The following is a 24,559-nucleotide window of genomic DNA, read 5'->3' on the forward strand; positions in this document are numbered from 1 at the left end:
CACACGTGGAGCTGGTCTTCGCGCTCGTCACCGATCTGCATTTCGGACCGCAGGCATCGTTCGGGGGCAAGCTCCGCAAGCTGACCGCAGACGCGCCGGCGCTCGCTCGCGCCTTCGTCTCCCGCATGAACGAAGCCGTCCGTCCCGATTTCGTGGTGAACCTCGGCGACGATATCGAGGATGAGGGCTTCGAGGCCGACCGCGCGCGCTACGGCGCTTGCATCGAGACGCTCCGTGGGGTCCAGGCGGAGCTGGTCAACGTCGCTGGAAACCACGACCTGGTCCACCTGCGTCCGGCGGATCTGCTCGCAGCCTGGGGCAAGCCGGAGCTGCCGGGCCTCCATTACAGTTTCGATCGTGGCGGGTTTCACTTCGTGGTGCTCCACACCCGCGAGAAGAAGGACGTGGACGTCACGGTCGGAGAGGCCCAGATCCGCTGGCTGGCCGAGGATCTGGCTGCGGCCCGCGGGCCCACGGTCGTCTTCATGCACCACAGCGCGGCAGACCAGGATCTGCGCGGCAACCGTTGGTTCGAGGGCAGCCCTCACATCTGCCTCGTCGAGGAGCGTCGGGCGCTGCGCTCCCTCTTTCAGCAGCACGGGGTGCGCGCCGTCTTCAATGGCCACCTTCACTGGAATCACCTCGACGTCATCGCCGGCATTCCTTACGTGACCGTCCAGAGCCTCATCGAGAACCTGGACGAGGATGCTCCCGGGCGTCCAGCCGCGGCACACGCCGTGGTGCGCGTCACGCCGGAGCGGGTGATCGTCGAGATCGAGGGGGCCGAGCGGGCGCGCTATCAGGTCGATCGGGCGGGGTAGTTCGGTCGCGCGGGTGGTTTGGTCGCGCGGGACGAGCAGCGAGCAGGTCGCGCTGGGGGCGCTGGCGGGATGTTCGTGACGCTCCCTCGGTCGGTGCGTCCTTGCCTCGGGTCAGCGCGTCAGGCGAGCTCCTCGGGCGGCGGGAGGGTGTGCTCCACGACGTACTTGAGGATGTCCCGAGGGGTGATGATTCCCATGAGCCGTCCCTCACGGACGACCGGAACGTGGTGAATGTCGCCCTGGCGGAGGACATTCATTACCTCGTCGGTCGGTGTGAACTCGTCCACCACAACGGCGGGTTGTGTCATGACGTCACCGGCGGTCGATTCCTCCTGGTCTCCCCGGAGCAGTGAACCGAGCAGATCCGTTTCACTGAGGAACCCCAGCACCCGGTGCTCGTCGTCCACCACCGGCGCGCCACTCAGCCCGTTCGCAGCGAAAATTCGTGCGACCTCGGAGAGCAGGGTGCCCGGGGTGAGGGCGAAGACGTGTTCGGTCATCAGGTGGCGCGCGTGGCCCTTCATGCACGCCAGCTCCTAAAGAGGGGAGCGAGCGGTGTCAATCAGGGGACCCCCGCCTTGGGCAGGAGCTGGGTCAGTTACGGGCGCCTGGTTCGATTCGCCTCGGTTTCAGCGGGTGTCAGGAACGGCCGCAGCCTGCCGGTCGACCTTTCCGTTGGTCTCGATCCGGAGGCCGGAACCGGAGGAGCCCAGCGATGGCCTGCCCCGTGCTCCTGAAATCGCACGTGCGCTCGGGGAGCTGAGGAGGCCGCCCGAGGCAAGTCGCTGGTTGCTGGAAATGCACGATCGCAGACCAGGGTCGCCCTCTCATGGTGGCCTGTCGTTGGTGCCCCCATGGCGCGCCGGCGCGCCGCTGCGCACCGGAGGTCGCTGGGGGCACAGCGTCGCAGGATAGCGACAGTTCTTCTGCTGTTATCGCATACGTGCGTTGCAGGTGACTTTCAGCAGCGCTATCCGGACAACGCTACCCACAGGGCCAGATCAGGGGGTGCGTGCTCTGTCGTTCAGCGGGACCGCTATGAGCGGGTAGATTGGAATAATGCATTCCACGAAGGGGCAGACACCGTCAGTACCGCAAGGTGGCACTCTGAGTGCAGAGAAGTGTTGGAGTGCAGAGAAGTGTAGGCGTGAAGAGAACGGAACTTAATGCGAAATCTCGCCAAGTTGATGTGGCACGAAGCGCCGAATCGATTGTAGGATTGAGCATCATGAGGAAGATTCCAGGCTTCACCCTCTCTATCGCCATGGGCGCGCTTGCTTTTCAGACGGGGTGCGTCGCCTCCGTCGAGGAGCAAGAGGATTTCAGCGCGTTCGAGGATGTCGGCGAGGAAGAGGTGGTGGGTGAGGCGGAGCAGGAGGTCGTTGTCGTCAACGCGCTGACGTCGAATGCATTGACCTCGAATGCGCTGACGTCGAACGCGCTGACGTCGAACGCGCTGACGTCCAACGCATTGACCTCGAATGCATTGACCTCGAACTCGCTCACCAAGGCGGCGCTCAAGGATGCGAAGGCGCGTCTGCTCCTTCAATACATCACGAGCTGCGCCCTGGAGAAGGGGAAGCACTTCGACGTCAAAGTGGACGGTCAGACTTATGGCTTCGATGGAGAGCTCGGGTTGGCGCCGAAGTGGGGCAAGGCCAATGGCAAGTGCGACGGCGAGTGCCGCTCCTGGGTCTCGGGGTGCGTGATCTCGCGCGTCGATTACCTCGGGCAGCCGCTGCAGATCTCGATTCGGGGCAAGCACCCCGCGCTGAGCACGTCGCTATTCGAGTGGCTCACGTACCGGGATCGCGAGGCGACGTATTACGGGGACATCTTCGCCAAGCCCCAGCAGCTCTTTGCCTGCCTGTCGCCCGGCAAGACGCAGATCCCCCGCGTCTGTGGGCCGAGCGTCAACAACTGCTTTCTGAACGTCGTGGGCAACTGCAACCAGGCATGCAACTGGCTGAACCCGGACGGAAGCTACTCCAAGTGTGAGGACAATACCGGCTACTGCGGTGGCAACAGGTACGAGGGGTCTGTTACAGTCTTCAGAGAGTGAACATGGATCCCGGCACCCTCATCGCAGGCCGTTTCTCGATTGAGCGGCAGGCGGCGTCGGGTGGTATGGGCACGGTGTTTCGCGCCAGCGACCTCCTGGATGGGTCGACCGTCGCGCTGAAGATGCTCCGCGGACAGGACGCGCTCGACGTCGATCGATTCGACCGGGAATCCCGCATCCTCTCCGAGCTCGATCACCCTGGCATCGTTCGATACATCGCCCACGGGACCACCACCGCCGGCGAGCGCTACCTGGCGATGGAGTGGCTCGAAGGGGAGGATCTGGCCGCGCGCCTGGCCCGTCGTGCCCTGACGCCACTCGAGAGCGTCACCATGCTCCGGAAGGCCGCCGAGGCCCTCGGGTACGCTCATGGGAACGGGATCGTTCACCGTGACATCAAGCCGTCCAACCTGTTTCTGGTGACGGGTGATGTGCGCCGCCTCAAGGTGGTGGACTTCGGGATCGCGCGTCCTGATGGAGACACCCACCGGCTGACGTACACGGGGGGTATCCTCGGCACGCCGGGGTACATCGCTCCCGAGCAGCTGGAAGGCCAGCCAGCGAAGGATCCGGCCGTCGACGTGTTCTCGCTCGCCTGCGTGGTCTTCGAGTGCATCGCCGGCAAGCCGGCCTTCGAAGGAGCGCACCTGATGGCCGCCCTGGCGAAGCTGCTGTTCCAGGAGCCGCCCCGGCTCCGGGAGCTGCGCCATGACGTCCCCGAGCTGCTGGAGCGGCTGATCGAGCGGATGATGTCGAAGGTGGTTGCCGAGCGCCCGCGCAATGGCGCCGAGGTCTGCGTCGCGCTCGACGCCATCGAGCCTGCGATCGCCACGTGGACCACGCCGCTGGACCGCTCGACGCTGGTCTCCGCGCCGATGCCGCCTGGATCGGTGCGGTCTCCGGACAGCCTGACCATCCGGGAGGCGCGTCTGGTCAGCCTGGTGCTCGCGGGCGATCCAGACGCCGGCTCGGCTGGAGGGCTCGATCCCGAGGCGCTCGCCGCGACGGACCTCCGGGATTCCATCGCTGCATGTGGCGCCCACCTCGTGGAGCTCGTGCGCGGTTCGCTGGTGGCGGTGGTCTCCGGGCCGGGGAGCGCCGTGGATCGTGCGGAGCGCGCTGTGCAATGTGCTCTCCTGCTGCGCGAGCGCTTCCAGCACATCCCGATCTGCGTGGTCACTGGTCGCGGCGTGTCGTCCGCCAAGCTGATCGAGGGGGACGTGATCGACCGCGGTGTGCGGGCGCTGCGGGCGACGGCGGGCGGTACCGTTCGGCTCGACGATGTCACCGCGGGGATGCTGGGCGCACGGTTCGAGGTGAACAGCGACGGGGGCGGGCTCTACCTGGCCGGGGAGAGCAGCTCCGACGAGGGAGCGCCGCTCCTGCTCGGGAGGCCGAGCCCCTGGGTCGGTCGCAGCCGTGAACTCGCGGCCGTCGAGGGGGTGTTCGCAGGCTGCGTGCAGGAGTCGCTCGCCAGCGCGGTGCTGGTCACCGGGCCGGCTGGCGCTGGAAAGTCGCGTCTTCGTCAGGAGCTGGTCACTCGCGCACGGCGCATCGCCGATCCGCTGGAGGTGATGATCGGGCGGGCCAGCTCGGTCGCTGCAGGATCGCCGTTCGGTATCATCGCGGACGCGATCCGCAGGGCCGCCGGCGTTCGCGATGGCGAGCCGCTCGAGGTACGGCGACGCAAACTGAAGGCGCGCCTCGGGCGGCACCTGGAGGGGGCGGCCCTGTCGACGGTTTCGGCGTTCCTCGGTGAGGTCGTCGGTACTCCCTTCCCGGAAGGAGAGGCGAGAGGGCTCCGCGCCGCGCGTGAGAACGCGATGATGATGAGCGATGCCACGCGCGCTGCGTGGGAGGACTGGCTGACCGCCGAGTGCTCCGCGCAGCCCGTGCTCCTCGTGCTCGAGGACCTGCACTGGGGGGACGCGGCGACGGTGCGTCTCGTCGACGCCACGCTGCGCAACCTGCGCGATCTGCCGCTGATGCTGCTCGTGCTCGCGCGTCCCGAGATCCACCAGCAGTTTCCGTCGCTCTGGGTGGATCGCGAGGTCCAGCTCATCAAGCTCGGTCCGCTCCCGCCGCGGGCGAGCGAGAAGCTGGTGCGAGGGGTGCTGGGCGAGCAGATGTCCGATGACGTGGTGGCGCGGCTCGTCGATCGTGCCGACGGCAATCCGTTCTACCTCGAAGAGCTGATCCGCGCGGTCGCTGCGGGCAAGGAGGATGGGCTGCCCGACTCCGTGCTGGGGACCGTGGAAGCGCGTCTCGACGCCGAGGGGACGGAGGCGAAGCGTGCGCTCAGGGCGGCGAGCGTGTTCGGTGATCGGTTCTCGAAACTCGGCGTGACCGCGCTCCTGGGCGGTGAGAACAAGAACCGCGAGATCGAGTCCGTGCTCCAGGCGCTCTCGGCGAGGGAGCTGATCGCGCCCATCAACACGCCTGGCTTGCTCGCGAACGACTACGTCTTCCGGCACGCGATCGTCCGGGAGGCTGCGTACGCGATGCTCACCGATCACGATCGGGAGCTGGGTCATCGCCTCGCGGGGGAGTGGCTGGAGCGCACGGGGCATCCCGACGCGATGACGATCGCCGAGCACTTCCGGCGCGGGGGCGTGCCCGATCGCTCTGTGCGCTGGTACCGCCGGGCTGCCGAGCAAGCCCTCGAGGCCAACGATCTCTCCGCCGCGCTGGAGCGCGCCATCCGCGCGACCGAGGCGGGCGCCGAGGGGCCGGAACTGGGTGGTGTGCGGCTCATCGAGGCGGAGGCCAACCTGTGGCGGGGTGAGCTGGCCATGGCCGAGCAGCGCGCCAACGAGGCGACCGATCTGCTGCAGCCTCTGTCGGCCGCGTGGTTCCGGGCCGGCATGCAGGCTGCCATCGCCGCCGGGCGCCTCGGGGCCACCGAGCGCGTGGCGCGCTGGGCCGCGGTCGCCAGCGTCGTCACCGGGGGAGAAAACGCGCGGCGTGCCCAGATGGTCTGCCTGAGCAACTGCGCCACGTACCTCACCTTCGGTGGGCGCTTCGCAGAGGCCGACGCGTTGATCTCCCGCCTCGACCAGGCCATCGCCGAGCAAGGTCGCCTCGACCCCGAGGTCGCGGCGGAGCTGCACCAGATGCGTGCGTTTCGCGCCTCGGCGGCCGGTGATCCGGGAGCGTGCCTCAGAGAACTCCAGGCCGCTCAGGCGGCCTTCGATCTCGCCGGAGATCAGCGCAACGCCTGCACCATCCGTTCGAACCTGGGCTTCATCTACACCGAACTGGGCGACTTCGAGCATGCCGAGGAGACGCTGCGCTCGGCGCTCACCATCGCCGCCCGCATGGGCCTCGACGACCTGGAGACGGTGATCCTCCACAACCTGGGCAAGCCGCTCGCGTATCGTGGCAATCTCGACGAGGCGCGCGTCATCGAGCAGCGCGCCGTGGATGCCTTCCAGCAGCAAGGGGCTGCGCGCACCGAGGGGGTCTCGCGCGTCTACCTCGCCGAGATTGCTTTTCTGTCCGGGGATCTCGTCGCAGCCGAGCGCGAAGCCCGCGCTGCCGCCGAGACACTCAAGGTTGCTCCGTCGCTGCGCGCGTCGGCCGTCGCGCTCCTTTCACGCGCTCTCCTGGCGCAGGGGCGCACCGCGGAGGCGCTCCTCTCGGCGCGCGAGGCCCACGCCGCGCTCCAGGAGCTGGGCTCCCTCGAAGAGGGTGAGGCTCTCGTCCGCCTTGCCTACGCCGAGGCGCTGGAGGCGACCGGGGCGTCGTCGGATGCCGCCTCCGTGCTCGCCACGGCGCGCGAACACCTTCTCTCGCGTGCGGCGAAAATCAGCGATCTCCGCTGGCGTGACAGTTTCCTCACCCAGGTCCCCGACAACGCCAGGACGCTTTCCCTCTCGGACGCACCCTTGGGAGGCGAAGCGTCCTGACCTCTGGGGCTGCCTCAGGACGCACCGTATCAGCCAGCTAGGCCTGGACGAGCCCTGAGCGCACTGCCAGACGCGTCAGGTCGGCGACGCTGTTCGTGGCCACCTTGGCGCACAGCCGTGCGCGGTGCGTCTCGACCGTCTTCACGCTGATCGAGAGCTGCGCGGCGACCTCCTTGGCCGAGCTCCCCAGAGCCAGGAGTCGCAGCACCTGTCGCTCTCGCTCGCTGAGCGCAGCGACCATGTTCCCCTCTGCCACCTCACGCCGTTGCATCGCCCGGACCATCGCCGCGCTCACGTCGGACGACAGGGCCCCGCGACCATGGACGACGCTCTCGATCGCTCCGAGCAGATCGTTCAAGCTGGCACGCTTGGATAGGTAACCGTCCGCTCCGGCCCGCATGGCTTCCGCGATGCTGAATTCGTCGCGGTGCGTGGAGAGCACGATGACTCGGAGCCCCTCGCGCGCCTTCAGCCGTCTGATCAGCTCGCTCCCTGCTTGATCAGGGAGCGACAGCTCCAGGATCGCGAGCTGGCATGCATGCCGGTCGAGCAACGCGAGCGCCTCTCGAGCGCACTCCGCTTGCAGGATGGTGTCGATGCCAGGACGACCCTGCAGCGCCAGCGCCAGCGCTTCGCGTACGACGTTCTGATCATCGATCAGCAGCAAGTCCATGTCGGCTCCCTTCAACAGCTCGAGTTCAACGATGTTCGGCTTGGATCGATGGAAGCGTCCTACCAGGGCATGTGGCGCCATGTCGAGACGCGCGACCGCTCTTGCTGCGGCGTGTTCCGCTGGAGTTGCTCGTTTCTTCACCGTGTCCCGTCGACGCGGTCCTCGGTGGCATCGGGAGGGGGCATTGGGTCATGCGGTTTGAGGTACAAGGGCCGCCTATGCCCCCTCTGCGTGAGCGGCTTCGCTCAGCCCTTCAGTCGGACTCTGCGCTGTGGCGTCGCGCCCTGCTCGCCGGCGTTCACCACGGTCCCGAGTTCTGGGTGCGCTACAGCCCACCTCTGTTCGGCCTTCTCTTCGGTGCCGCGCTCCCTGCAAAGCGAAAGCTCGTCGAGTCCAACCTGCGCTGGATTCGCGGGTCGAGGTCGCCCGTCGTCGATCTGCGCGAGATCTCGGAGGTCTTCGCCTCCTATGCTTCGTGCCTCACGGAGGGCCTGCTCCTCGCAAGCGAGCGCGGCTTCATCCTGAAGAGCCGCGCGCAGGGGGTGGAGAATTATCACGCTGCCGCGGCCGCAGGACGAGGGGTCATCCTGGCCACTGCGCATACGGGCGGGTGGGATCTCGCGGGTCAGATCATGCGCGATGTTCACCAGGGCGGCGTGGTCGTGGTCATGCAACGTGAGCGTGACGCGCAGGCCCGCGCCCTCCAGGATGAAGCTCGCGCGCGGGCCGGGATCCAGGTCGTCCACGCGGGCGAGAGCGCTCTCGACGCGCTCCCGCTGCTCGCACATCTCCGCCGGGGCGCTGCGGTGGCGCTGCAGATCGATCGCACCCCACCGGGAGCCCGCTCACGTCAGGTCTCTCTCTTCGGCACCCCGTGGCGCTGTCCCGAAGGGCCTCTGACCCTGGCAGCGCTCAGCGGCGCCCCCATCCTCCCGGTTTTCACCCGTCGACTCGGCTTCCTCCACTATGAAGCCGTCGCCTCCACCCCCATCTGGCTACCACGCCGCCCGAGCGAGGCTGAACGCGCTGCGGCTGCGAGCGCCATGGTCGGCGCCATGGAGCGCTTCGTCCGCGAGAGCCCGACACAGTGGTTCCACTTCGTCGAACGCGACGAAGGCCGGGACACGATGACCTGACCTCGAGCGCCTTCAGGCGCAGGGCCGTGCCTTCCAGCGATAGACCGCATGAATCGCCCAGGGGCGGTAGCGGACCCGCCGCGCGCCCTTGTGGTCGGTCACGGTCAGGTCCACCTCCGTCGACAGCCCCTCCTCCGGCTTCGGCAGCTTCCGCACCTGCAGCACCAAGAGCCCATCGTGCAGGCCCGCCCGCGACGCCGCCGATCCGCGCACCACCCCTCGGATCACGTCCATTCCCGACGCCAAGCTCGCAACGTCGAAGCCCACGTCGAACAGTTTCCGCTGCTCCCGTACCCGCCGCAGACAAGGGCCGAACGCGCTCGACGGCAGATCCACCTCGCCCTCACGCCGGAGCACCAGACGCTCCAGCTCCGTCACCCCCTCGTCGCCCAGCGCCTCGCCGACCGCGGCTTTGAAGTCGTCCACCTTCACCTGAGGTTCTCCCCGGCTCCGCAGACCTGCGAGCAGCTCGTCGAGCGACTTCACCCCCTTGGACGAGCGCCGCAATCGGTGATCCAGCAGCGCCGCGTAGCGGGACCCTCGCCGGTAGGCCTCCCGCTCGTGCCCTCGTGCCCCGAGCGCTTCCTCCTCGATACGGTTCAGATCCTCCGCGAACTCGCCGGCGGTGATCATCCCCGCGTCGAACAGCAGTCGCCGCGCGTAGTGCACGGTGAACCCTTCGGTGAACCACGCCGAGGGCTCCCCCTCCTCGTCGAGCACCATCATCTCCCCGCCCAGGTAGCGGTGTGACAGCTCGTGCGTCAGCGCGATCCGGAGCCCCGCGTCGAACGAGCGCGTTCCATCGAACCACAGCCCGAGCGAGCCCCCCAGGTAGGTCCCATCGTGATCCCGCCCGAGCCCCGGCTCGCCCACCAGGAAGATCGTCAGCGGCTCGGCCCCCCCTTCGGCCTCGCCTCGGTGCAGACGCGCCTCGGCCACCGTGCGCGCTCGTCCGGCCCAGCTCAGGATCTCCCGCGGCACGAGCGCGCTGGCGCCCAGCGTGTGGATCCGTTGCTCCCCGGCCCGCGCGCTGATCACCGGCCCTGCCATGTACACCGCGCGCGCCAGCTTTTCGCTCGTCGCGTCGACCTCCGCGTCGCCCTCACCCAGCGAGCTCACTCCATGCGCCCCGGGCCCCAGTGCGTCCAGGTTCCACCGAACCCGCGTCGGCACAGGCTCTTCCAGCCGCGGTAGCAGCAAGAACCCGTAGCCCACCCCCGTCACCCGGTCTGCCTCCACCCGCAGTCCCAGCCGTGACCCGGTGGGCCGCGCCGTGAACCTCGCCTGCAGCTCACCCACCGGCGCCCGGTCCAGCGTGTAGACCCGCTCCCGCGACCCCTCGCGTGGCGCATCGAGCACCACCTCGCCTCGCTCGTCGCGCACATCGATCGCATCGATGGCCTCGGCTCCGTGCGTGTCGGCCCAGGCCTGGCTCACGTAGAGCTCTCGCACAGCAGCCGCCGCGGCCCCGCCCACCCGCAGCTCGACCAGGATGTCCTTCCGCTCCGGCCGCGGCGTCAGCTCCAGCGTCAACCCGGTCGTCGCTGGCGCCAGGGTGGCGCCCCCGTCGCTCCCTCGCTCCTCTTTGACGGTGCGACATCCAGCGATCGCAGCGACCCCGACCGCGATCCCGAACGACGCCCAGCGCCTCCACCGCGCCTCCTGGGCACTCGCCAGCACGTCCCGCTCCGTCACCCGGCATTCTCCTGCTGTCAACCAGCGAGGGCAGGGGAGCGCCCGCACAGACCGTGACCCGTGCCATCATGCCCCCATGGACAACCCCCTTGCCACCCAGCTCCACGAGCTCCTCGAGGCTGGTGGCGGCGAACCCATGACGGGTGGACGCTATCTCCCCCTCGTCACCCTGGACTCGGGCGCCCGCGTCGGCCTCGACGCTGCGGCCTCGTGGATCCTCGTCCCTGACGAGGGGAGCGCTCCACGCCCCTACACCCTGGAGCAGGCCCACAGCTTCTACGAGGTCCTCGAGACCAAGCGCCAGGACTTCGACGACACCCTCGAAGAGGCTGCGCGTGCCGCAGGCCTCCCTGCGGAAGAAATCCTCTTCTCGTTCCCGGCGATCTCCATCGTGCGCTCCGTGCTGGACAAGGGCTTGCCGTACATGACCCGCCTCGCCCTGCTCTGGGTCCGCAACACCGAGCTACGGGAGCTCAGGGACGCGATCCTCACCGTGTCCCGCTCTCAGGAGATGCCGATCGCCGTTCGCGAACTGGCGACGCACCTCGTCGTCCCCGCCTGACGCTGCTGGGAGCAGCAGGGGAGCCCGGATCCGGACCGGCGTGACCTCGACGCTGGCAGACGCTGGACAGGAAAAAAAGAACCCCGCCGAGCTGAGCCCGGCGGGGACGGCAGGGGGCGTTCCCCTGCGGACGCGATCAGACCGTCGCGAAGGCGTCCAGCGGGATGTCCAGCGCCGAGGCGTCCTCGCGGCCCAGGATCTCCGCGTTCAGGCGAACGTGGGGCAGCACGTTGAGCGCGTAGTACAGCGCCGCCTGCTTCTTCCCCTCGTAGAACGCCCGCTCCGGAGCGGCCGAGTCGTCGGCCGGGAGCTTCGCCTGCGCGTCGATCGCGATGCGCGCGCCATCGAGCAGCAGCCACGCCACCGCCGTCTCGCTCATCATCTCCAGGAACCGGTTCGCCGCCAGCGGCACCATCGGCATCTTGCCCATCTGGAACCAGCCCAGCAGGCGCATCGCCGACCCGGCCACCGCCTCCTGCGCCTCGCCCAGCTCCTTCACGGCCTTGCCGAGGATCGGGTCCTTCTCGTTCGCCTTCACGAACGCCCCCACCTCGCCGAGGAAGGTCTGCAGGTTCGCCCCGCCGCGCTGCCCCAGCTTGCGGCCCACCAGATCCATCGCCTGGATGTGGTTCGTGCCCTCGTAGATCGAGAACACCTTCGCGTCGCGGCAGTGCTGCTCGACCGGGTAGTCCTTGATGTACCCGGCGCCGCCGAAGGTCTGGATCGCCGTCTCGCAGACCCGGAAGCCCTGATCCGAGCCGTAGGCCTTCACCAGCGGCACCAGCAGATCGACCTGACCCTGGTGGTACAGCGCCTGCTCGTCGTCCTTGCCCTTGAGCACGGTGGCGAGATCGAAGTGACGGGTCAGCTTGATGATCAGCGCCCGGATGCCTTCCACGCGGCTCTTCATGTCGATCAGCATCCGGCGCACGTCCGGGTGCTCGATGATCGCCACCCTCGGCGCGGTTGCGTCTTTCCAGTTCGTGATCGACGGGCCCTGCTTCCGGTCCCGCGCGTACTCCAGCGCGTTCAGGTAAGCGGACGCCGCCACGGCCACGCCTTGCAGGCCGACCGAGATGCGCGCCCCGTTCATCATCCGGAACATCTGGGGCATGCCCTGGTTCTCGACGGTGCCCACCAGCTCGCCGATACACCCGTCGTTCTCGCCGAAGTTGAGCAAGCAGGTCGCGGACCCGTTGATGCCCATCTTGTGCTCGATGGCGCCGACGTTCACGTCGTTTGCCTCGCCGAGGGACCCGTCCTCGTTGATGCGGATCTTCGGCACGATGAACAGGCTGAGCCCCTTCGTGCCGGCGGGCGCGCCCTCGACGCGGGCGAGCACCAGGTGGATGACGTTGTCGGCGCAGTCGTGGTCACCGCCGGAGATGAAGATCTTCGTCCCGCGGATCGCGTACTTCCCGTCGGGCAGCTTCTTCGCCGTCGACGTCGACGATCCCACGTCGGAGCCCGCGTGCGGCTCGGTCAGGCACATCGTCCCGCCCGAGGTGCCGCCGTACATGCTGTGCAGGTAGCGCTCCTTCTGCGCGTCGGTGCCGAAGAGCTGGATCACCTCGGCCGCGCCGAAGGCCAGACCGGGGTACATGATGAACGCCGAGTTGGCGCCCGACATGAACTCCTGGATCGCGATGTGCAGCGTGAAAGGGCCCCCCTGGCCGCCGTACTCGGTGTCGGCCGAGACCGCCATCCACCCCGCTTCGTACAGCTTCTTCCAGGCCTCCTTGAAGCCGGGCGGTGTGATCACCTTCCCGTCTTCGAGGCGACACCCCACCCGATCACCGATCGCGTTCAGCGGCCCGAGGACCTCGCAGGAGAACTTGTAGGCCTCGTCGACGACCATCTGCACTTCGTCCGGGCCCCAGGCCTCGAAGGGCCCCTGACCCAGGATCTGGTCGAGCTTGAACTGCTCGAAGAGCAGGAAGCGCACCTCGCGCAGATCGGCCTTGTAACGGTTCTGTTGCAGGTTCGGGGCGTTGGACATGAGGCCTCCAGCCGCGTTCGGGGGCGGGCCGCCTTCGGACTCCACGGCGGCACACACGCGGATCTACCAGAATCGCCTAGCATGCTGCTGCGTCGCGTCAACACCTTGATGAACGCATGCTTCAGCTCGGGACGGCCGTGGTCCGCTGATCCTCGGTGCCGGCGGCTTCCAGGACGGCGCGCAGCTTGGCCACGATCAGGTCCAGGGCCACACGGTTGTTCCCGCCTTCCGGGATGATCAGATCTGCCCAGCGTTTCGACGGTTCCACGAACTGCAGGTGCATCGGGCGCACGGTCCGGTAGTACTGCTCGCGGATCGACTCGAAGCTGCGGCCCCGCTGCTCCATGTCCCTCCGGATCCGCCGGAAGACCCGGATGTCGGGATCGGTGTCGACGAAGATCTTCATGTCGAGCCGCTCTCGCACCCGCGGGTCGACGAGCACCAGGATCCCCTCGACGACGACCACCGGCGCCGGCTCTGCCCGCCGTGTCTGGGTGTGTCGCCGGTGGCTCTTGAAGTCGTAGATGGGCATGTCGACCGGCTTGCCGTTCCGGAGCGCATCCACGTGCTCCAGGAACAGCTCGATCTCCAGCGCGTCCGGGTGATCGTAATTCACCTGAGCCCTGGCCTCGGGGCTCAGGTCTTCACGGTCCCGGTAGTAGGCGTCGAACTCCACCATCGCCACGCCCGATCCGGGCAGCGCCTCCGCGATGGTCCTGGCCACCGTGGTCTTGCCCGAGCCTGTCCCCCCGGCGATCCCGACGACCAGCGCGCTCATGATCGCGGCTCCTTAGCACGACACCCCGCCCGTACGGGTGATGGATTCGACTTCCTCCTCGGCATAGTCTCGTTCCACCGCGTTCTCAGCCCATGTCCAACCCGAATTACATCACCCCCGCCGGCGCCCGACGCCTCTCCGAGGAGCTCGGCCGCCTCCGATCCAAAGACCGCCCGCGCACCGTGCAGGAGGTCGCCGACGCTGCGGCCCAGGGCGATCGCTCCGAGAACGCCGAGTACATCTACGGCAAGCGGAAGCTGCGTGAGATCGACCGCCGCATGCGCTACCTGACCAAGCGCCTCGAGTCGGCGATGCTCGTCGACCCGGGGCAGCAGCGCGGGAACAAGGTCTTCTTCGGCGCCACCATCGACATCGAGGAAGAGAGCGGCGCCCGCCACACCTACCAGATCGTCGGAGAGGACGAGACCGACAGCAAATCCGGCAAGATCAGCTGGCGCTCTCCCGTGGGCCGCGCCCTGCTCGGCAAGACAGCAGGCGACGTGGTCGTGGTCAACCGACCCGTGGGCGACGTGGAACTCGAGATCCTCGCCGTTCGCTACATTCCGCAGGTGCTTCCACCGAGGCAGCCCGAACCCGAGGTGCCCGTGACCGCCGATCTCGACCTCTCCGACGACGACGACGACGACGACGACAGCGAGGACGACGCATCATGAGAATCCTTCACACCATGCTCCGCGTGGGCGATCTCGAACGCTCGATCGCCTTCTACCGAGACATCCTCGGGATGCAACTCATCTCCCGCAAGGACTACCCCGACGGCAAGTTCACCCTCTGCTTCCTCGGCTACGGCAAGAACCCCGAGCAAGCGGAGATCGAGCTCACCCACAACTGGGGCGTCGACAAGTACGAGCTGGGCAACGCCTACGGTCACATCGCCCTCGGTGTCGACGACATCCACGGCGCCTGCGATCGCATCCGTCAGGCTGGCGGCAGGATCACCCGTGAGCCAGGCCCCATGAAGCACGGCACCACCGTGATCGCCTTCGTCGAGGACCCGGACGGTTACAAGGTCGAGCTCATCGAAGAGAAGAGCCGTTCCGAGCGCCAGTAACTCGGCATGCCAGCCGCCGGTGCAGGTCGCCGGCGATGGCGTCCTCGCCTTCGGACTCACCCGAGGGGCGCGACGAAGGAAGAACGCCGACCACAAAACGAAAGGCAGGGAACCGTGTCCCTGCCCTGGCTCGTGGATCCGGCACGTGAACGTGACGCGGACCCTCGCTTCATACCCGAGGAGTCACCAGCGCTCGGGATGGCTCGCCCGAGCGGAGGTGCCCCTCGGGTTCAATCACCCCCGAGGCGGAGTTGACCTTGAGTGACGGGAGCTGCCGTCGCCTCGGCGGGCTTCGTCTCTTGCGGCTTGGCGGCGGGCACGGGCTCCGCGGTCGCAGGCGTCGCGGGCTCAGCGACGACAGCATCCGGCGCTACCTGCTCGGCGTCGGCATGCGCGACGTCGGTCAGCGCTGCGTCTGCCGGCGAAGCAGCAGCCTCGTCGGCCCCTGCTCCCGCCGGCTCATCCCCGGCCTTCTCCGCGGCAGCTTTCTCGGCAGCAGCCTTCTCGGCAGCAGCCTTCTCCGCTGCGGCGGCTTTCTCTGCTGCGGCGGCCTTGCCACGCTTCGGCGCCGCCTTCTCGGTCGGCGCCTTCTCGGCGGGAGCCTTCTCCCCCTCGCTCTTCTCTCCAGCGCCCTGCTCGCCTTCAGCCTTCTCGGCTTCTGCGCTCTGCTCGGCGTCCTCGCTCTTCTCGGCGCCGCCCTCGGCCGCGCCCTCGGCAGCTCCGTCACCGCCCTTCGGCTTCCGGCCTCGCGGCTTCTGCAGCAGCGACGGCGCCAGCTCCCCCTCACCGCCATCGTGCCAGCGCAGGTACGCCGCTGCCCGTCGGCACTCCTCGTAGGCCTTCGCCACCAGGCTGATCGCTCGCGAGCGACGCTCTCCCGCGTCGGTGATCTTCGGCGCCTCGCCCGGGTTGTTGCCGACCATCACCAGCCGCAGCCCCAGCTCCCCGGCGCGCTCCAGCTCGGCGTCTTCGACGGCCGTCTTCGAACGGATCTTGTCCCACCCTTCGCGGAACACCTCCACGAGTGCCGTCAGGTCCGCCCCCAGCTCGTTCTGCCCCGTCCCCTTGCGGATGGCGCCCACGCGCACCGGGTCGAGCAGCTTCCGGTAGGCCAGCGCCTCGGCGGCCACGAGCAACCCCTCGCGCAGCGCCTCCGCTTCCTCGGCGACCTTCTTGGGGTCCACCTCGGCGGCGGGCGTCGTGTACAACAGATCGGCGTACCACGCGGCCAGCGCGTAATCCTCGAGCTGGTCCAGCGCATCGATCGGATGCTTCGGCAGGTTCTGAACGATCTCCTCGCGCAGCGCGCGCAGGTGCGGCAGCGCCGCGAGGACCGAGTTCACCGCGCGCGGCACCTCGACGTAAACGGTGACCAGCTCCTCGGGTGTGAGGGCGATCAGTTTGTCTTCCACGCGACCGTAAGCCGTGTAGGCGGCGGCCGGTGAGATGGTGGAGGAGGGGGCGGACTGAGCTTTTGCGGGTCGAGCCATGACTGTATCTGGGATCTCCGAAGGGCGCGCAGGGTGCCAGACGGTGCTCAGGTGTTCAAGGGGGCGCTCTGCCTACACCACGATTCAACGCCGCCGGGCGAGCTGAATTGCCTTTGCGATCCCTGCCTGCAAATTGCTGCATGTCGCGAGACCGTTCAGATCACTCCCGCAGAGCGTGAGCGCCTGGGCCACCTCCGGTGCAATGCCCGTCAAGATCACCGTCGCGCCGAGCAGGCGCACCGCGCGGGCCATGCGGGTCAGCCCGGCGATGCTCCCCTCCTCGACATGCCGCATTCCGGTCAGATCCAGGATCACCGCCTCGGCCCCGCGCGCCACCGTCCCTTGCAGCAGCGCCTCCTGCGCCCGTGCGAGCCGCTCCACGCGCAGATCCCCCACGATGGGCATGACCAGCACCCGATCGTGCACCGGCAAGATTGGCGCCTCCAGCGCGCGCAGCATCTCCTCCTGACCTCGCGCGTACTCCGCTTGCACCACCCCGCGCTCGAGCTCCTCGCGTGTCCACCTTCCCTCGATGGCCGCCCCCAGCAGCCCGGCCGCCGCGCGCAGCGCCTCCAGCTCGGGCAGCGTCCAGGCCCGCTCCGACGTGCACTCGTCCACCCCGAGCGCCCCCCACCAGAGCTTCCCCGCGTAGACCGGTACCAGTGCCAGCGCGAGCACCCCGTTCACCGACAGCGCGCTCCGCAGCGGCTCGGGCATCGAGCGCACCACCCCTTGCACGAGGTGACCGCCCTCGAACAGCTCCACCCAGTCCGTCATCCCCAGCGCGTCGACGTCCACCTCCTGCCACGCCGGATCGTCGAGCTGCCCGCTCAGCCCTGCCGTCACCCACTCGTAGCGATGGCGGAACACCTCGCCCCCGTGCCTTCCGGTCGAGCGCTCGAACACGTACACCCGGCTCACCGACAGCGCCTCCCCGAGCCGCCGAAGCACCTCCTGGATGCGAGTCTCCCAGGGGGAGCCATCCAGGAAGCGCGACGCCGCGAAGTGCACCGCGTGCAGCACGGCCTGGTAGCTCATCGCCGTGCCCTCCGGATCCATCCGCTCCGACACGTCCTCCTTCTCGATCAGCACCCCCCGCTGCGTCCCGTGACCGTGCGGCATCACCCGGGTGTGGATCCACCACCGCTCTCCACCGCCCTCGTGCCGCGACATCCGCTCGCTGCGCACCCCTTGCATCGCCGCATCGATCGCCCCCTCGTCGTCCGTGCCCGCTCCCACCGCATCGCCCACGCACACCCCGTACGGCCGACCGATCTGGAACTCCTCGCCTGCGGCTGTCGTCCCGTTCTGGAACGTCGAGCGCCACGCCTCGTTCAGGTGGACGATGACCCTGTCGGCGTCGAGCAAGGCCACCGGCGTGGAGAGCGCGTCCAGCACCGTGCGCACCGGCTCGTCGACCAGTGATTCCATCATGCCGCCGATTGTCTGGCCGCCGACGCCGGCTTGTCACGTGGCACCCGACACGGCGCCCGACGTGAGCCATCCCCCTGCGCTCCGGTGACCGTCACCTTGTCCAGCGCCCCCCCTCGGGGGTAGATCGCCGCACCCGGACGGCGTCCGCGGCGAGCGCCCGGACACCCTCCGTGGCGAGCGCCCCGACGTCGTTCGCGGCGAGGAGGAGCCATGACCGTGTCTGCCATCTTCGACCCCGCGCGCTGGCGCGAGGTCGAGGGCCTGAAGTTCGAGGACATCACCTACCACCGCGCCGTCGACCAAGGCACGGTCCGCGTGGCCTTCAACCGCCCCGAGGTGCGCAACGCCTTCCGCCCCCGCACCGTCGACGAGCTCTACACCGCCCTCGATCATGCCCGCATCTCGGCGGACGTCGGCTGCGTGCTCATCACGGGCAACGGCCCTTCGCCGAAGGACGGTGGCTGGGCCTTCTGCTCGGGCGGCGACCAGCGCATCCGCGGTCGAGACGGCTACCGCTACGAGACCACCCCGTCGACCGACACGCCGAGCGCCGCCGCTGGCGTCCCCCACGACGCGCGCGCTGGAGGCGACACGGGCGTCAACGCCGCGGCCCAGGCCAAGATCGACGCCGGCCGCCTCGGCCGCCTCCACATCCTCGAAGTCCAGCGCCTCATCCGCTTCATGCCCAAGGTGGTGATCGCCGTCGTCCCTGGCTGGGCAGCCGGCGGAGGCCACAGCCTCCACGTCGTCTGCGACCTCACCCTCGCCAGCCGCGAGCACGCCCGCTTCAAGCAGACCGACCCCGACGTCGCCAGCTTCGACAGCGGCTACGGCTCCGCCCTCCTCGCGCGCCAGGTCGGCCAGAAGAAGGCCCGCGAGATCTTCTTCCTCGGCGAGGAGTACTCCGCCGACGAGGCCGCCGCGATGGGCGCCATCAACCGCGCCGTCCCCCATGCCCAGCTCGAGGAAGAAGCCCTCCGCTGGGCCAGCATCATCAACGGCAAGAGCCCCACCGCCATGCGCATGCTCAAGTACGGCTTCAACCTCCCCGACGACGGCATCCTCGGCCAGCAGCTCTTCGCTGGCGAGGCCACCCGCCTCGCCTACGGCACCGACGAAGCCCAGGAGGGCCGCGACGCCTTCCTCGAGAAGCGCCGCCCCGACTTCGACAAGTTCCCCTGGCATTACTGACGGCGCGAGGCGGTCCCACCCTCACGGCGAATGGCGCAGCAGCGCCCCTTGGCGTCCCACCGCCCAGACATCGCTCGCCGACGTCCCCCACATCGCCAGGACCGACAGCGACGACGGGAACCCCATCCCCGTCCACCCCGTGCCATCGCCGCGGAGCACCTGCCCCAGCGTCGTCGCGACGAACAGATCGTTCGGCCCCGCCACCCAGAGCGCCCAGCACCCCACGGCCTGCGCGCCCCCGACCTGCACCGCCGTCCCGCCCGAGATCTCGTACACGTGCTGCCCCGCGCAAGCGTACACGTGCTGCGCGTCGGCCCCGTGCACCGCCCGCACGTCGGACAGGTACACGGTGCTCGACTGCCCGCCCTCCACCCGCCGGATCCCCTCCGCGTAGGCCAGGTAGTGAACGCCGCCACCCGGCGAGTACACCCCGCGGTCTCCGCCGCTGCCGACCGACGTCCAGCCCGACGCGCTCCGGACGGCCCCCAGCGTGTTGCCGAAGCCGTTCAAGCCAGCGACGATCATCGCCTCGCTGCTCACGGCGAACACCTTGCTCACCTCGTAGCCGCTCGACGGACTGAAATCGACGTCCTCATAGGTCCACATCCCGCCCACGAGCCGCCCGATCCTGGACCCGGGCGCCCCGATCACCACCTGACCCGGACCGTACCCGTGCACCGAGAACGCCTGCGGCCCCTCGACGAACGAGCCCGCCGTGATCTCCAGGAGCGGCTGCGATCCCGGCAGTGAGAACGCCGGCGGCTCGTAGCCTGCCGCGAACACGTGCCCTGGTGCGTCGGTCCACACGCTCCGGAAATCCTGCGTACGCGACCGGTAGCCCCCCGTGGACGCCACCTGCCCGGCGCCGAGCAGCCACACCGTGCCCCCGTCGCTCACCGCATGGAACGGCTGCTGGTTCCAGTCCAGCTCCTCCAGCAGCGTCCAGCCACCCGGCCCGAGCGCGTACCGGCGCGGTAGAGCGAGGGCCTCCTTCCCCCACACCACCGCCCCGCCCGAGCCTCTCTCGAAGCGGAACAGGTTGCACCCCGTGCACACCGGCAGCGCCTCCCACGTCCCGACCCCGGTGCGCATGTGGGACGTGTCGTTGCGGAGCAGCACGGGCCCCATCGGCGTCATCGCGCCCGCATTCGACGGCCCCGTGTAGTCCGAAGCCCACGACGTCCCGTTCCAGCGCATCACCACGTTCGGCGTCACCACCAGCAGATCGTCTGCGCTCTCGCCGAAGATCGCGTGCACCGTCGTGAAGTCGAACGGCGTCTGCCCCAGTGACACCCACGTGTTCCCTTGCAGCGCGAGCAGCGCCCTCCCGCCCGTCGCCACCACCACCCCTGACGTGGTGATCCCGACCGCGCGCAGCGTATCGGTCACCCCGGTGACCATCGGGGTGATGGTCGACCCCTCGATCGCGATCACCGTCCCGCCAGAGCCCACCGCATACGACGTGCCCGAGGGCAACGTGACCACGTCGTTGAGCGTCGCCGACGTGCCGCTCGAGAGCAGCTCCCACCCCGCAGCGCCTCGCGTCCAGACCCCACCCGCCTGCCCGACCAGCAGCACATCGCCTGTGCCCCGTGAGGTGATCGCCAGAGGGGTGTGCTGAAACGCCTCCGGGTTCATCCATCGCCACGTTCCCTGAGCGCTGCCGCCTCCAGCGCCCCCCTCACCACCCGACCCGCCATCGCCGCCGGCGCCCGCGTCTCCACCATCCCCTCCCGCCCCGCCGCCGCCCCCCTGACCACCGCTGCCGCCCGCCCCGCCTTCTCCGGGTGCAGCACCACCGACCCCGTCGCCCCCGCCACCTCCAGCGCCCCCGTCGCCAGCGCTCGCTCCGGTGCCCCCCGTGCCTGCGCTGGTCGTCGTCCCGCTCGGAGCAGGGCGGTCTTCCGAGCAGCCGAGGCCCTGGAGCAAGGTCAGCGAGACGAGGCCCGTGGCGAGGTGACGAAGCGGAGGCATCCCAGGATCCGTGGTCACCCACGCAGCTCTGTCAAGCATTCCCTGGGGAGCGGAACCGTGCACCCTCATCGACGATCCACTGCGCTCGACCCTCTCGAACCCGCATGGCGAGCACGCTGGACGCACGCTCCATCGATCCTCTGGCGCGTCTCCCTGGTAGCCTGTCCACATGGCCCGATGCGCGTTCGACCTGGTCGCGACACAGGGCCACGCGAGGGTGACGTGGTGAGACGCGGGTGCGCCGTGCGACGCGCGAGCGTCTGGAGGCGTGGATGTCGGTGATGGGCACGCGGTGGCAGGGCACGACGGCCCTCCTGTTCTGCGGCATGGGTTTCCTCAGCGCGGCGTGCAGCGCCCTGAGCGGCCTCGACGACTTCGAGATCGGCTCGGGCGCCGGCGCTGGCAGCGTCACCGGCACCGCCGGGAGTGGCCCGGGGGGTCAAGGCGGGGCAGGAGCCTCCGGCGGCAACGGCGGCGTGGTGGTCTCCAGCGGCGGGGAAGGTGGCAACGGCGGCCACGGACCCTGCCAACCCGGCACCACGAGGTCCTGCTACACCGGCCCGACCGGCACCGAGGGCGTGGGCGTCTGCCGGGTGGGTGTCAGCACCTGCACGGACGAGAGGACCTGGGGTGAGTGCGAGGGCGAGATCACCCCGAGCCCCGAGCTGATCTTCAACGACCTGGACGACGACTGCGGCGGCACCACCCTCGTCGATGGCGATCTCCTGGTCCGCTACCTCATCAACGAGGCGGCCACCGGGCTGGGAGCCGGGCAGCTCTTCGACTCGGCCAGCAACCCGATGAACCTCGCGCTCGATACCGGAGGTGCCGCGCTGTTCTTCACGGAGCCCAGCCCCGGCCAGCGAGGCCTGCGCTGGCCCACGCGCGCCACCAACGCCATGGCGTGGGCCCACCTCACGGGCGGCAAGATCCAGCAGCGCCTCGGCTCGCAGAAGGCCGCCACACTGGAGTTCGTGCTCGACGTCGACGGCACCGACGCGAACATGACCCTGTTCTTCATCGGCACCGACGCCCTCGACTTCTCCGCCGACCGCCTCTCGGTGAGGTTCAACGAGCTGGAAGAGCCTCGCCTCTACGTGAACGGCAGCATGGTCGGCCAGCTCCCCATCAACATGAACACCACCGGGCGAAGCGTCCTGCAGATCGCGATCGACACCACGCAGGAGACCGCCAGCAACCGGCGCCGATTCTACCTCGACGGCATCCTGCAGGAGGCGAAGGGCACCCCTCCCGCGCGTGACACGATGTTCGACCTGGCATCGAGCGTGGTGTTCCTCCTGGGGAACGCCGGCCAGGGCCTCCGCTCCCCCGAGGCAACCTTGCACTACGCAGCCATCTACACGCGCGCACTGTCATCGTTGGAGCTGCGCAACAACGCGACCGCCCTCCTCGCCAACGACGACGCCCCCTGACGGATCGCGGACCGTGACCACCAGCCCTCGCGACCGGACACCACCTCCTGCGTTATCGTGACCGATGGACCCCTGCGCCCTGGGGCGCTCGGTCCATGTGGGGAGATGCGCTGATGGAGACGAGGCGCTGCTGGAGACGAGGCGCTGCTGGAGACGAGGCGCTGATGGAGACGAGGTGCTCGGTGCTCGTGGAGAAGAGGCGCTTGTGAAGAAGAGGCGCTCGGTGCTCGTGGAGAAGAGGCGCTCGGTGCTCGTGGAGAAGACTCTCGGCGCTCGCGGAGACGAGGCGCTCGGTGCTCGTGGAGACGAGGCGCTCGTAGAGACAATGCGCTCGGTGCTCGTGGAGAAGAGACCCTCGTGAAGAAGAGGCGTTCGGTGCTCGTGGAGGAAGTGATGCATCGCTCTGGCAGAAGCGCGCCATGGCTCCTCGGCGCAGCGGTGGGCGGCCTGATCGTGTCGACCCTCGCGTGCAGCGCCATCACCGGCCTGGATGACTTCTCCATCGTCGGCGACACGCCCGTCGACCGCCCCGAGGGCGTGTGCGCGCCGTCCCAGAGCACGCCTTGCTACACCGGCCCTGCCGGCACCGAGGACCTGGGCGCCTGCAAGGCCGGGACGATGACCTGCACGCCGCTGGGCACCTGGGGCCCGTGCACCGGCGAAGTGACCCCGGTCTCCGAAACCCTGGGCGGCGCGCTGGACGCCGACTGCGGCGGCACCGCCCTCACCGACACCGAGCTGCTGGTCCGCTACCTGATCAACGAGGCGCCCTCGGGGCGGGACCCGACCGAGCTGCGTGACGCCGCCCCGAGCCCGCTGCGCGCCTCGATCACCTACGGGACCAACCTGGCCTTCCTGCAGGATGGCCTCGGTCGCGTCGGCCTCTCCTGGTCCGCCTTCGATCGCGCGGGCTACGCCGTCGCCCAGCCCTTCTTCACCAAGGTCGCGCGCGGCCTCGACCAGGCCCAGGCGCTGACCCTCGAGCTGGTGACCGACCTGCGCGACAGCGGCGACGCCTCGGGCCTCGTGGTGCTCGGCGACTACGTCGACGCGAAGAGCCGCCTGGCCATCGTCCTGAGCGACGACGCCCGCACGATGGACCTGCTGCTGAACGACCAGCCTGCCATGCGCTGGGGCTCCTCCGCGTTCGTCGCCAACCGCGCCGTCCTGCACCTGGTGATGGACACGACCCTCGACACCGAAAGCGATCGTTGGAAGCTCTACCGCAACGGCCAGCTCGTACCAGGCGTCGCCGCCAACCCTCCGCCCGAGCAAGGCACGAAGCTCGACGCGGGGACGGTGACCTCCACCCTCGTCCTCGGCAACCGCTACCCGGGCAACGCCTCCTTCCAGGGGACGATCTTCTACGCCGCGATCTACGGGAGGCCGCTGACGGACTCCGAGCTCCAGCACAACGCCGCGGTGCTGATCGAGGACGACGACAGCCACGTGCGCCCCGGCAGCGACGGCGTCGGTGGAGGAGGCGGCGAGGGCGGCGGTGGGGGCAGCGGCGGTGAAGGTGGGAACGGCGGCGGAGGGAGCGGCGGCGGGTCGTAGGGGGGCAGCGGCGGCAGGGGCGGCGTCGAGGGCGGCGGCATCGAGGGGGATGGACTCTGACCATCGGGCCTGAGCCGAGCACCCACGCCGGGAAGCGGGGGCGCTGGCCGGTTCGGGTCATTCTCTGGTGAGGGAAGCTGGTGAGCTGGGGCAGTGCCGGTCCTGGTCGGGGGCAGTGCCAGCCTCGGTGAGGGCAGTGTCAGGCCGTCGGGGGGCCGAGCCTGGCGGAGGCGCCGACGCCCCACCGCGTTCGACCCCGTCACCCCGTCGTTGCCGGACCCATTCCTGCCGGTGGAAGTCCCTCCACGTCGGATGCCGGGGGGATTCCGACCCCGCCGAGGGCGCCGGGCGTCCGATGACGGGGGGATTCTGCGTCGGAACCTGGGGGGCAGCGGCTGCGGGGGGGATTCCGAGGGGGAGAATGCCTCCGGCATCGCCTCGATGCAGGGGGGATTCGGACCCGTGGAATGCCCCCGTCCATCGTTGACGGTGTGATTCACCCTACACCGAATGGTGTCGGAATCCGTTGCAGGGGGGATTCGGAGGGGCGGGAACGCTGTCGGCACGCGGTGGGAGGGGGTCTGGGGGCGTGAATGGGGCCGTCAACGAGGGAGAGGGGGCATGCTCTGGCGGGGAACCTCCCTGGGGTTGACGTGACAGGGGGGATTCCTGGCGGCTGGAATGTGGGCGGGAACGGGGGAGGAGGGCGCTGGAGCGTCCGGGGTGGGGGCGAAATGCTCGAGTGTCTACCGGCGAAAGATGACGCGAGCATCG

19 protein-coding genes are annotated in these 24,559 nt (G+C 69.0%); 11 read left to right on the plus strand and 8 right to left on the minus strand.

The genetic code is table 11. The features are described 5' to 3' along the window. Positions 1-5 precede the first annotated feature (5 nt). Positions 6-821 (plus strand): metallophosphoesterase family protein, encoded by an 816-nt coding sequence (locus CMC5_RS20685; protein WP_050432031.1) that lies wholly within the window; start codon positions 6-8, stop codon positions 819-821. Positions 822-940: 119 nt separating this feature from the next. Here CMC5_RS20685 and CMC5_RS20690 read toward each other — a convergent pair whose 3' ends face one another. After that, entirely contained in the window at positions 941-1,345 is a 405-nt protein-coding gene (locus tag CMC5_RS20690; RefSeq protein ID WP_050432032.1) for a CBS domain-containing protein, read from the minus strand. A 704-nt stretch (positions 1,346-2,049) separates the two neighbouring features. On the opposite strand from CMC5_RS20690, the gene CMC5_RS20695 reads away from it, so the two are divergent. Together CMC5_RS20695 and CMC5_RS20700 are read left to right on the plus strand one after the other, a co-directional pair. Continuing rightward, on the plus strand, positions 2,050-2,883 hold the full coding sequence (locus CMC5_RS20695) for a hypothetical protein (RefSeq protein WP_245678545.1): 834 nt from the start codon (positions 2,050-2,052) through the stop codon (positions 2,881-2,883). 2 nt (positions 2,884-2,885) lie between these two features. After that, the gene (locus CMC5_RS20700; protein WP_050432034.1) at positions 2,886-6,791 is read left to right on the plus strand and encodes a serine/threonine-protein kinase; all 3,906 of its coding nucleotides are present in this window, start codon (positions 2,886-2,888) and stop codon (positions 6,789-6,791) included. 37 nt (positions 6,792-6,828) lie between these two features. Here the strand turns inward: CMC5_RS20700 and CMC5_RS20705 are convergent, their stop codons facing one another. Further along, the gene (locus CMC5_RS20705; protein ID WP_050436027.1) at positions 6,829-7,464 is read right to left on the minus strand and encodes a response regulator transcription factor; all 636 of its coding nucleotides are present in this window, start codon (positions 7,462-7,464) and stop codon (positions 6,829-6,831) included. A 218-nt stretch (positions 7,465-7,682) separates the two neighbouring features. On the opposite strand from CMC5_RS20705, the gene CMC5_RS20710 reads away from it, so the two are divergent. After that, complete coding sequence (locus CMC5_RS20710) at positions 7,683-8,600, plus strand: lysophospholipid acyltransferase family protein (protein ID WP_082362656.1); 918 nt, start codon at positions 7,683-7,685, stop codon at positions 8,598-8,600. Between the two features lie 12 nt (positions 8,601-8,612). Here CMC5_RS20710 and CMC5_RS20715 read toward each other — a convergent pair whose 3' ends face one another. After that, positions 8,613-10,295: a M61 metallopeptidase family protein gene (locus CMC5_RS20715; protein ID WP_050432035.1), complete on the minus strand. Its 1,683-nt coding sequence runs from the start codon at positions 10,293-10,295 to the stop codon at positions 8,613-8,615. A 76-nt stretch (positions 10,296-10,371) separates the two neighbouring features. On the opposite strand from CMC5_RS20715, the gene CMC5_RS20720 reads away from it, so the two are divergent. After that, a complete protein-coding gene (locus CMC5_RS20720) occupies positions 10,372-10,857 on the plus strand; it encodes a hypothetical protein (protein ID WP_050432036.1) in 486 nt (161 codons plus the stop codon). 136 nt (positions 10,858-10,993) lie between these two features. On the opposite strand, the gene CMC5_RS20725 is transcribed toward CMC5_RS20720, so the two are convergent. Both CMC5_RS20725 and udk read right to left on the minus strand, forming a co-directional pair. Further along, positions 10,994-12,856, minus strand: coding sequence for an acyl-CoA dehydrogenase (locus tag CMC5_RS20725; RefSeq protein ID WP_050432037.1), 1,863 nt, complete (start codon positions 12,854-12,856; stop codon positions 10,994-10,996). A 121-nt stretch (positions 12,857-12,977) separates the two neighbouring features. Further along, entirely contained in the window at positions 12,978-13,634 is a 657-nt protein-coding gene (gene udk / locus CMC5_RS20730) for a uridine kinase (protein WP_050432038.1), read from the minus strand. A 92-nt stretch (positions 13,635-13,726) separates the two neighbouring features. Between udk and greB the strand changes: the two genes are divergently transcribed. Both greB and gloA read left to right on the plus strand, forming a co-directional pair. Next, positions 13,727-14,308, plus strand: a complete 582-nt coding sequence (gene greB, locus CMC5_RS20735; protein WP_082362657.1) for a transcription elongation factor GreB — start codon at positions 13,727-13,729, stop codon at positions 14,306-14,308. Beyond that, entirely contained in the window at positions 14,305-14,706 is a 402-nt protein-coding gene (gloA, locus tag CMC5_RS20740) for a lactoylglutathione lyase (RefSeq protein WP_050432039.1), read from the plus strand. Before greB ends, gloA begins: the two co-directional genes overlap by 4 nt. Positions 14,707-14,936: 230 nt before the next feature. Here the strand turns inward: gloA and CMC5_RS46585 are convergent, their stop codons facing one another. Continuing rightward, on the minus strand, positions 14,937-16,196 hold the full coding sequence (locus CMC5_RS46585) for a hypothetical protein (RefSeq protein WP_063796320.1): 1,260 nt from the start codon (positions 16,194-16,196) through the stop codon (positions 14,937-14,939). Between the two features lie 84 nt (positions 16,197-16,280). Next, positions 16,281-17,630, minus strand: a complete 1,350-nt coding sequence (locus CMC5_RS20750; protein ID WP_050432040.1) for an STAS domain-containing protein — start codon at positions 17,628-17,630, stop codon at positions 16,281-16,283. Between the two features lie 210 nt (positions 17,631-17,840). Between CMC5_RS20750 and CMC5_RS20755 the strand changes: the two genes are divergently transcribed. Then, positions 17,841-18,821 carry a 1,4-dihydroxy-2-naphthoyl-CoA synthase gene (locus CMC5_RS20755; protein ID WP_050432041.1) on the plus strand — a complete coding sequence of 327 codons (981 nt, stop codon included), beginning with the start codon at positions 17,841-17,843 and terminating at the stop codon, positions 18,819-18,821. 21 nt (positions 18,822-18,842) lie between these two features. Here CMC5_RS20755 and CMC5_RS46590 read toward each other — a convergent pair whose 3' ends face one another. Continuing rightward, on the minus strand, positions 18,843-20,795 hold the full coding sequence (locus CMC5_RS46590) for a hypothetical protein (protein WP_156338747.1): 1,953 nt from the start codon (positions 20,793-20,795) through the stop codon (positions 18,843-18,845). A gap of 236 nt (positions 20,796-21,031) precedes the next feature. Here CMC5_RS46590 and CMC5_RS20765 point away from each other — a divergent pair, with 236 nt between their 5' ends. From CMC5_RS20765 to CMC5_RS20775, 3 genes are all read left to right on the plus strand, one after another. Then, positions 21,032-22,228, plus strand: coding sequence for a hypothetical protein (locus CMC5_RS20765; protein WP_156338748.1), 1,197 nt, complete (start codon positions 21,032-21,034; stop codon positions 22,226-22,228). A gap of 175 nt (positions 22,229-22,403) precedes the next feature. After that, positions 22,404-22,589 carry a hypothetical protein gene (locus CMC5_RS44750; protein WP_156338749.1) on the plus strand — a complete coding sequence of 62 codons (186 nt, stop codon included), beginning with the start codon at positions 22,404-22,406 and terminating at the stop codon, positions 22,587-22,589. Beyond that, positions 22,586-23,785, plus strand: a complete 1,200-nt coding sequence (locus tag CMC5_RS20775) for a LamG domain-containing protein (RefSeq protein WP_050432045.1) — start codon at positions 22,586-22,588, stop codon at positions 23,783-23,785. The genes CMC5_RS44750 and CMC5_RS20775 overlap by 4 nt, the downstream gene beginning before the upstream one ends. Positions 23,786-24,559 lie beyond the last annotated feature (774 nt).

The organism is Chondromyces crocatus, from assembly GCF_001189295.1.
GTDB lineage: Bacteria > Myxococcota_A > Polyangia > Polyangiales > Polyangiaceae > Chondromyces > Chondromyces crocatus.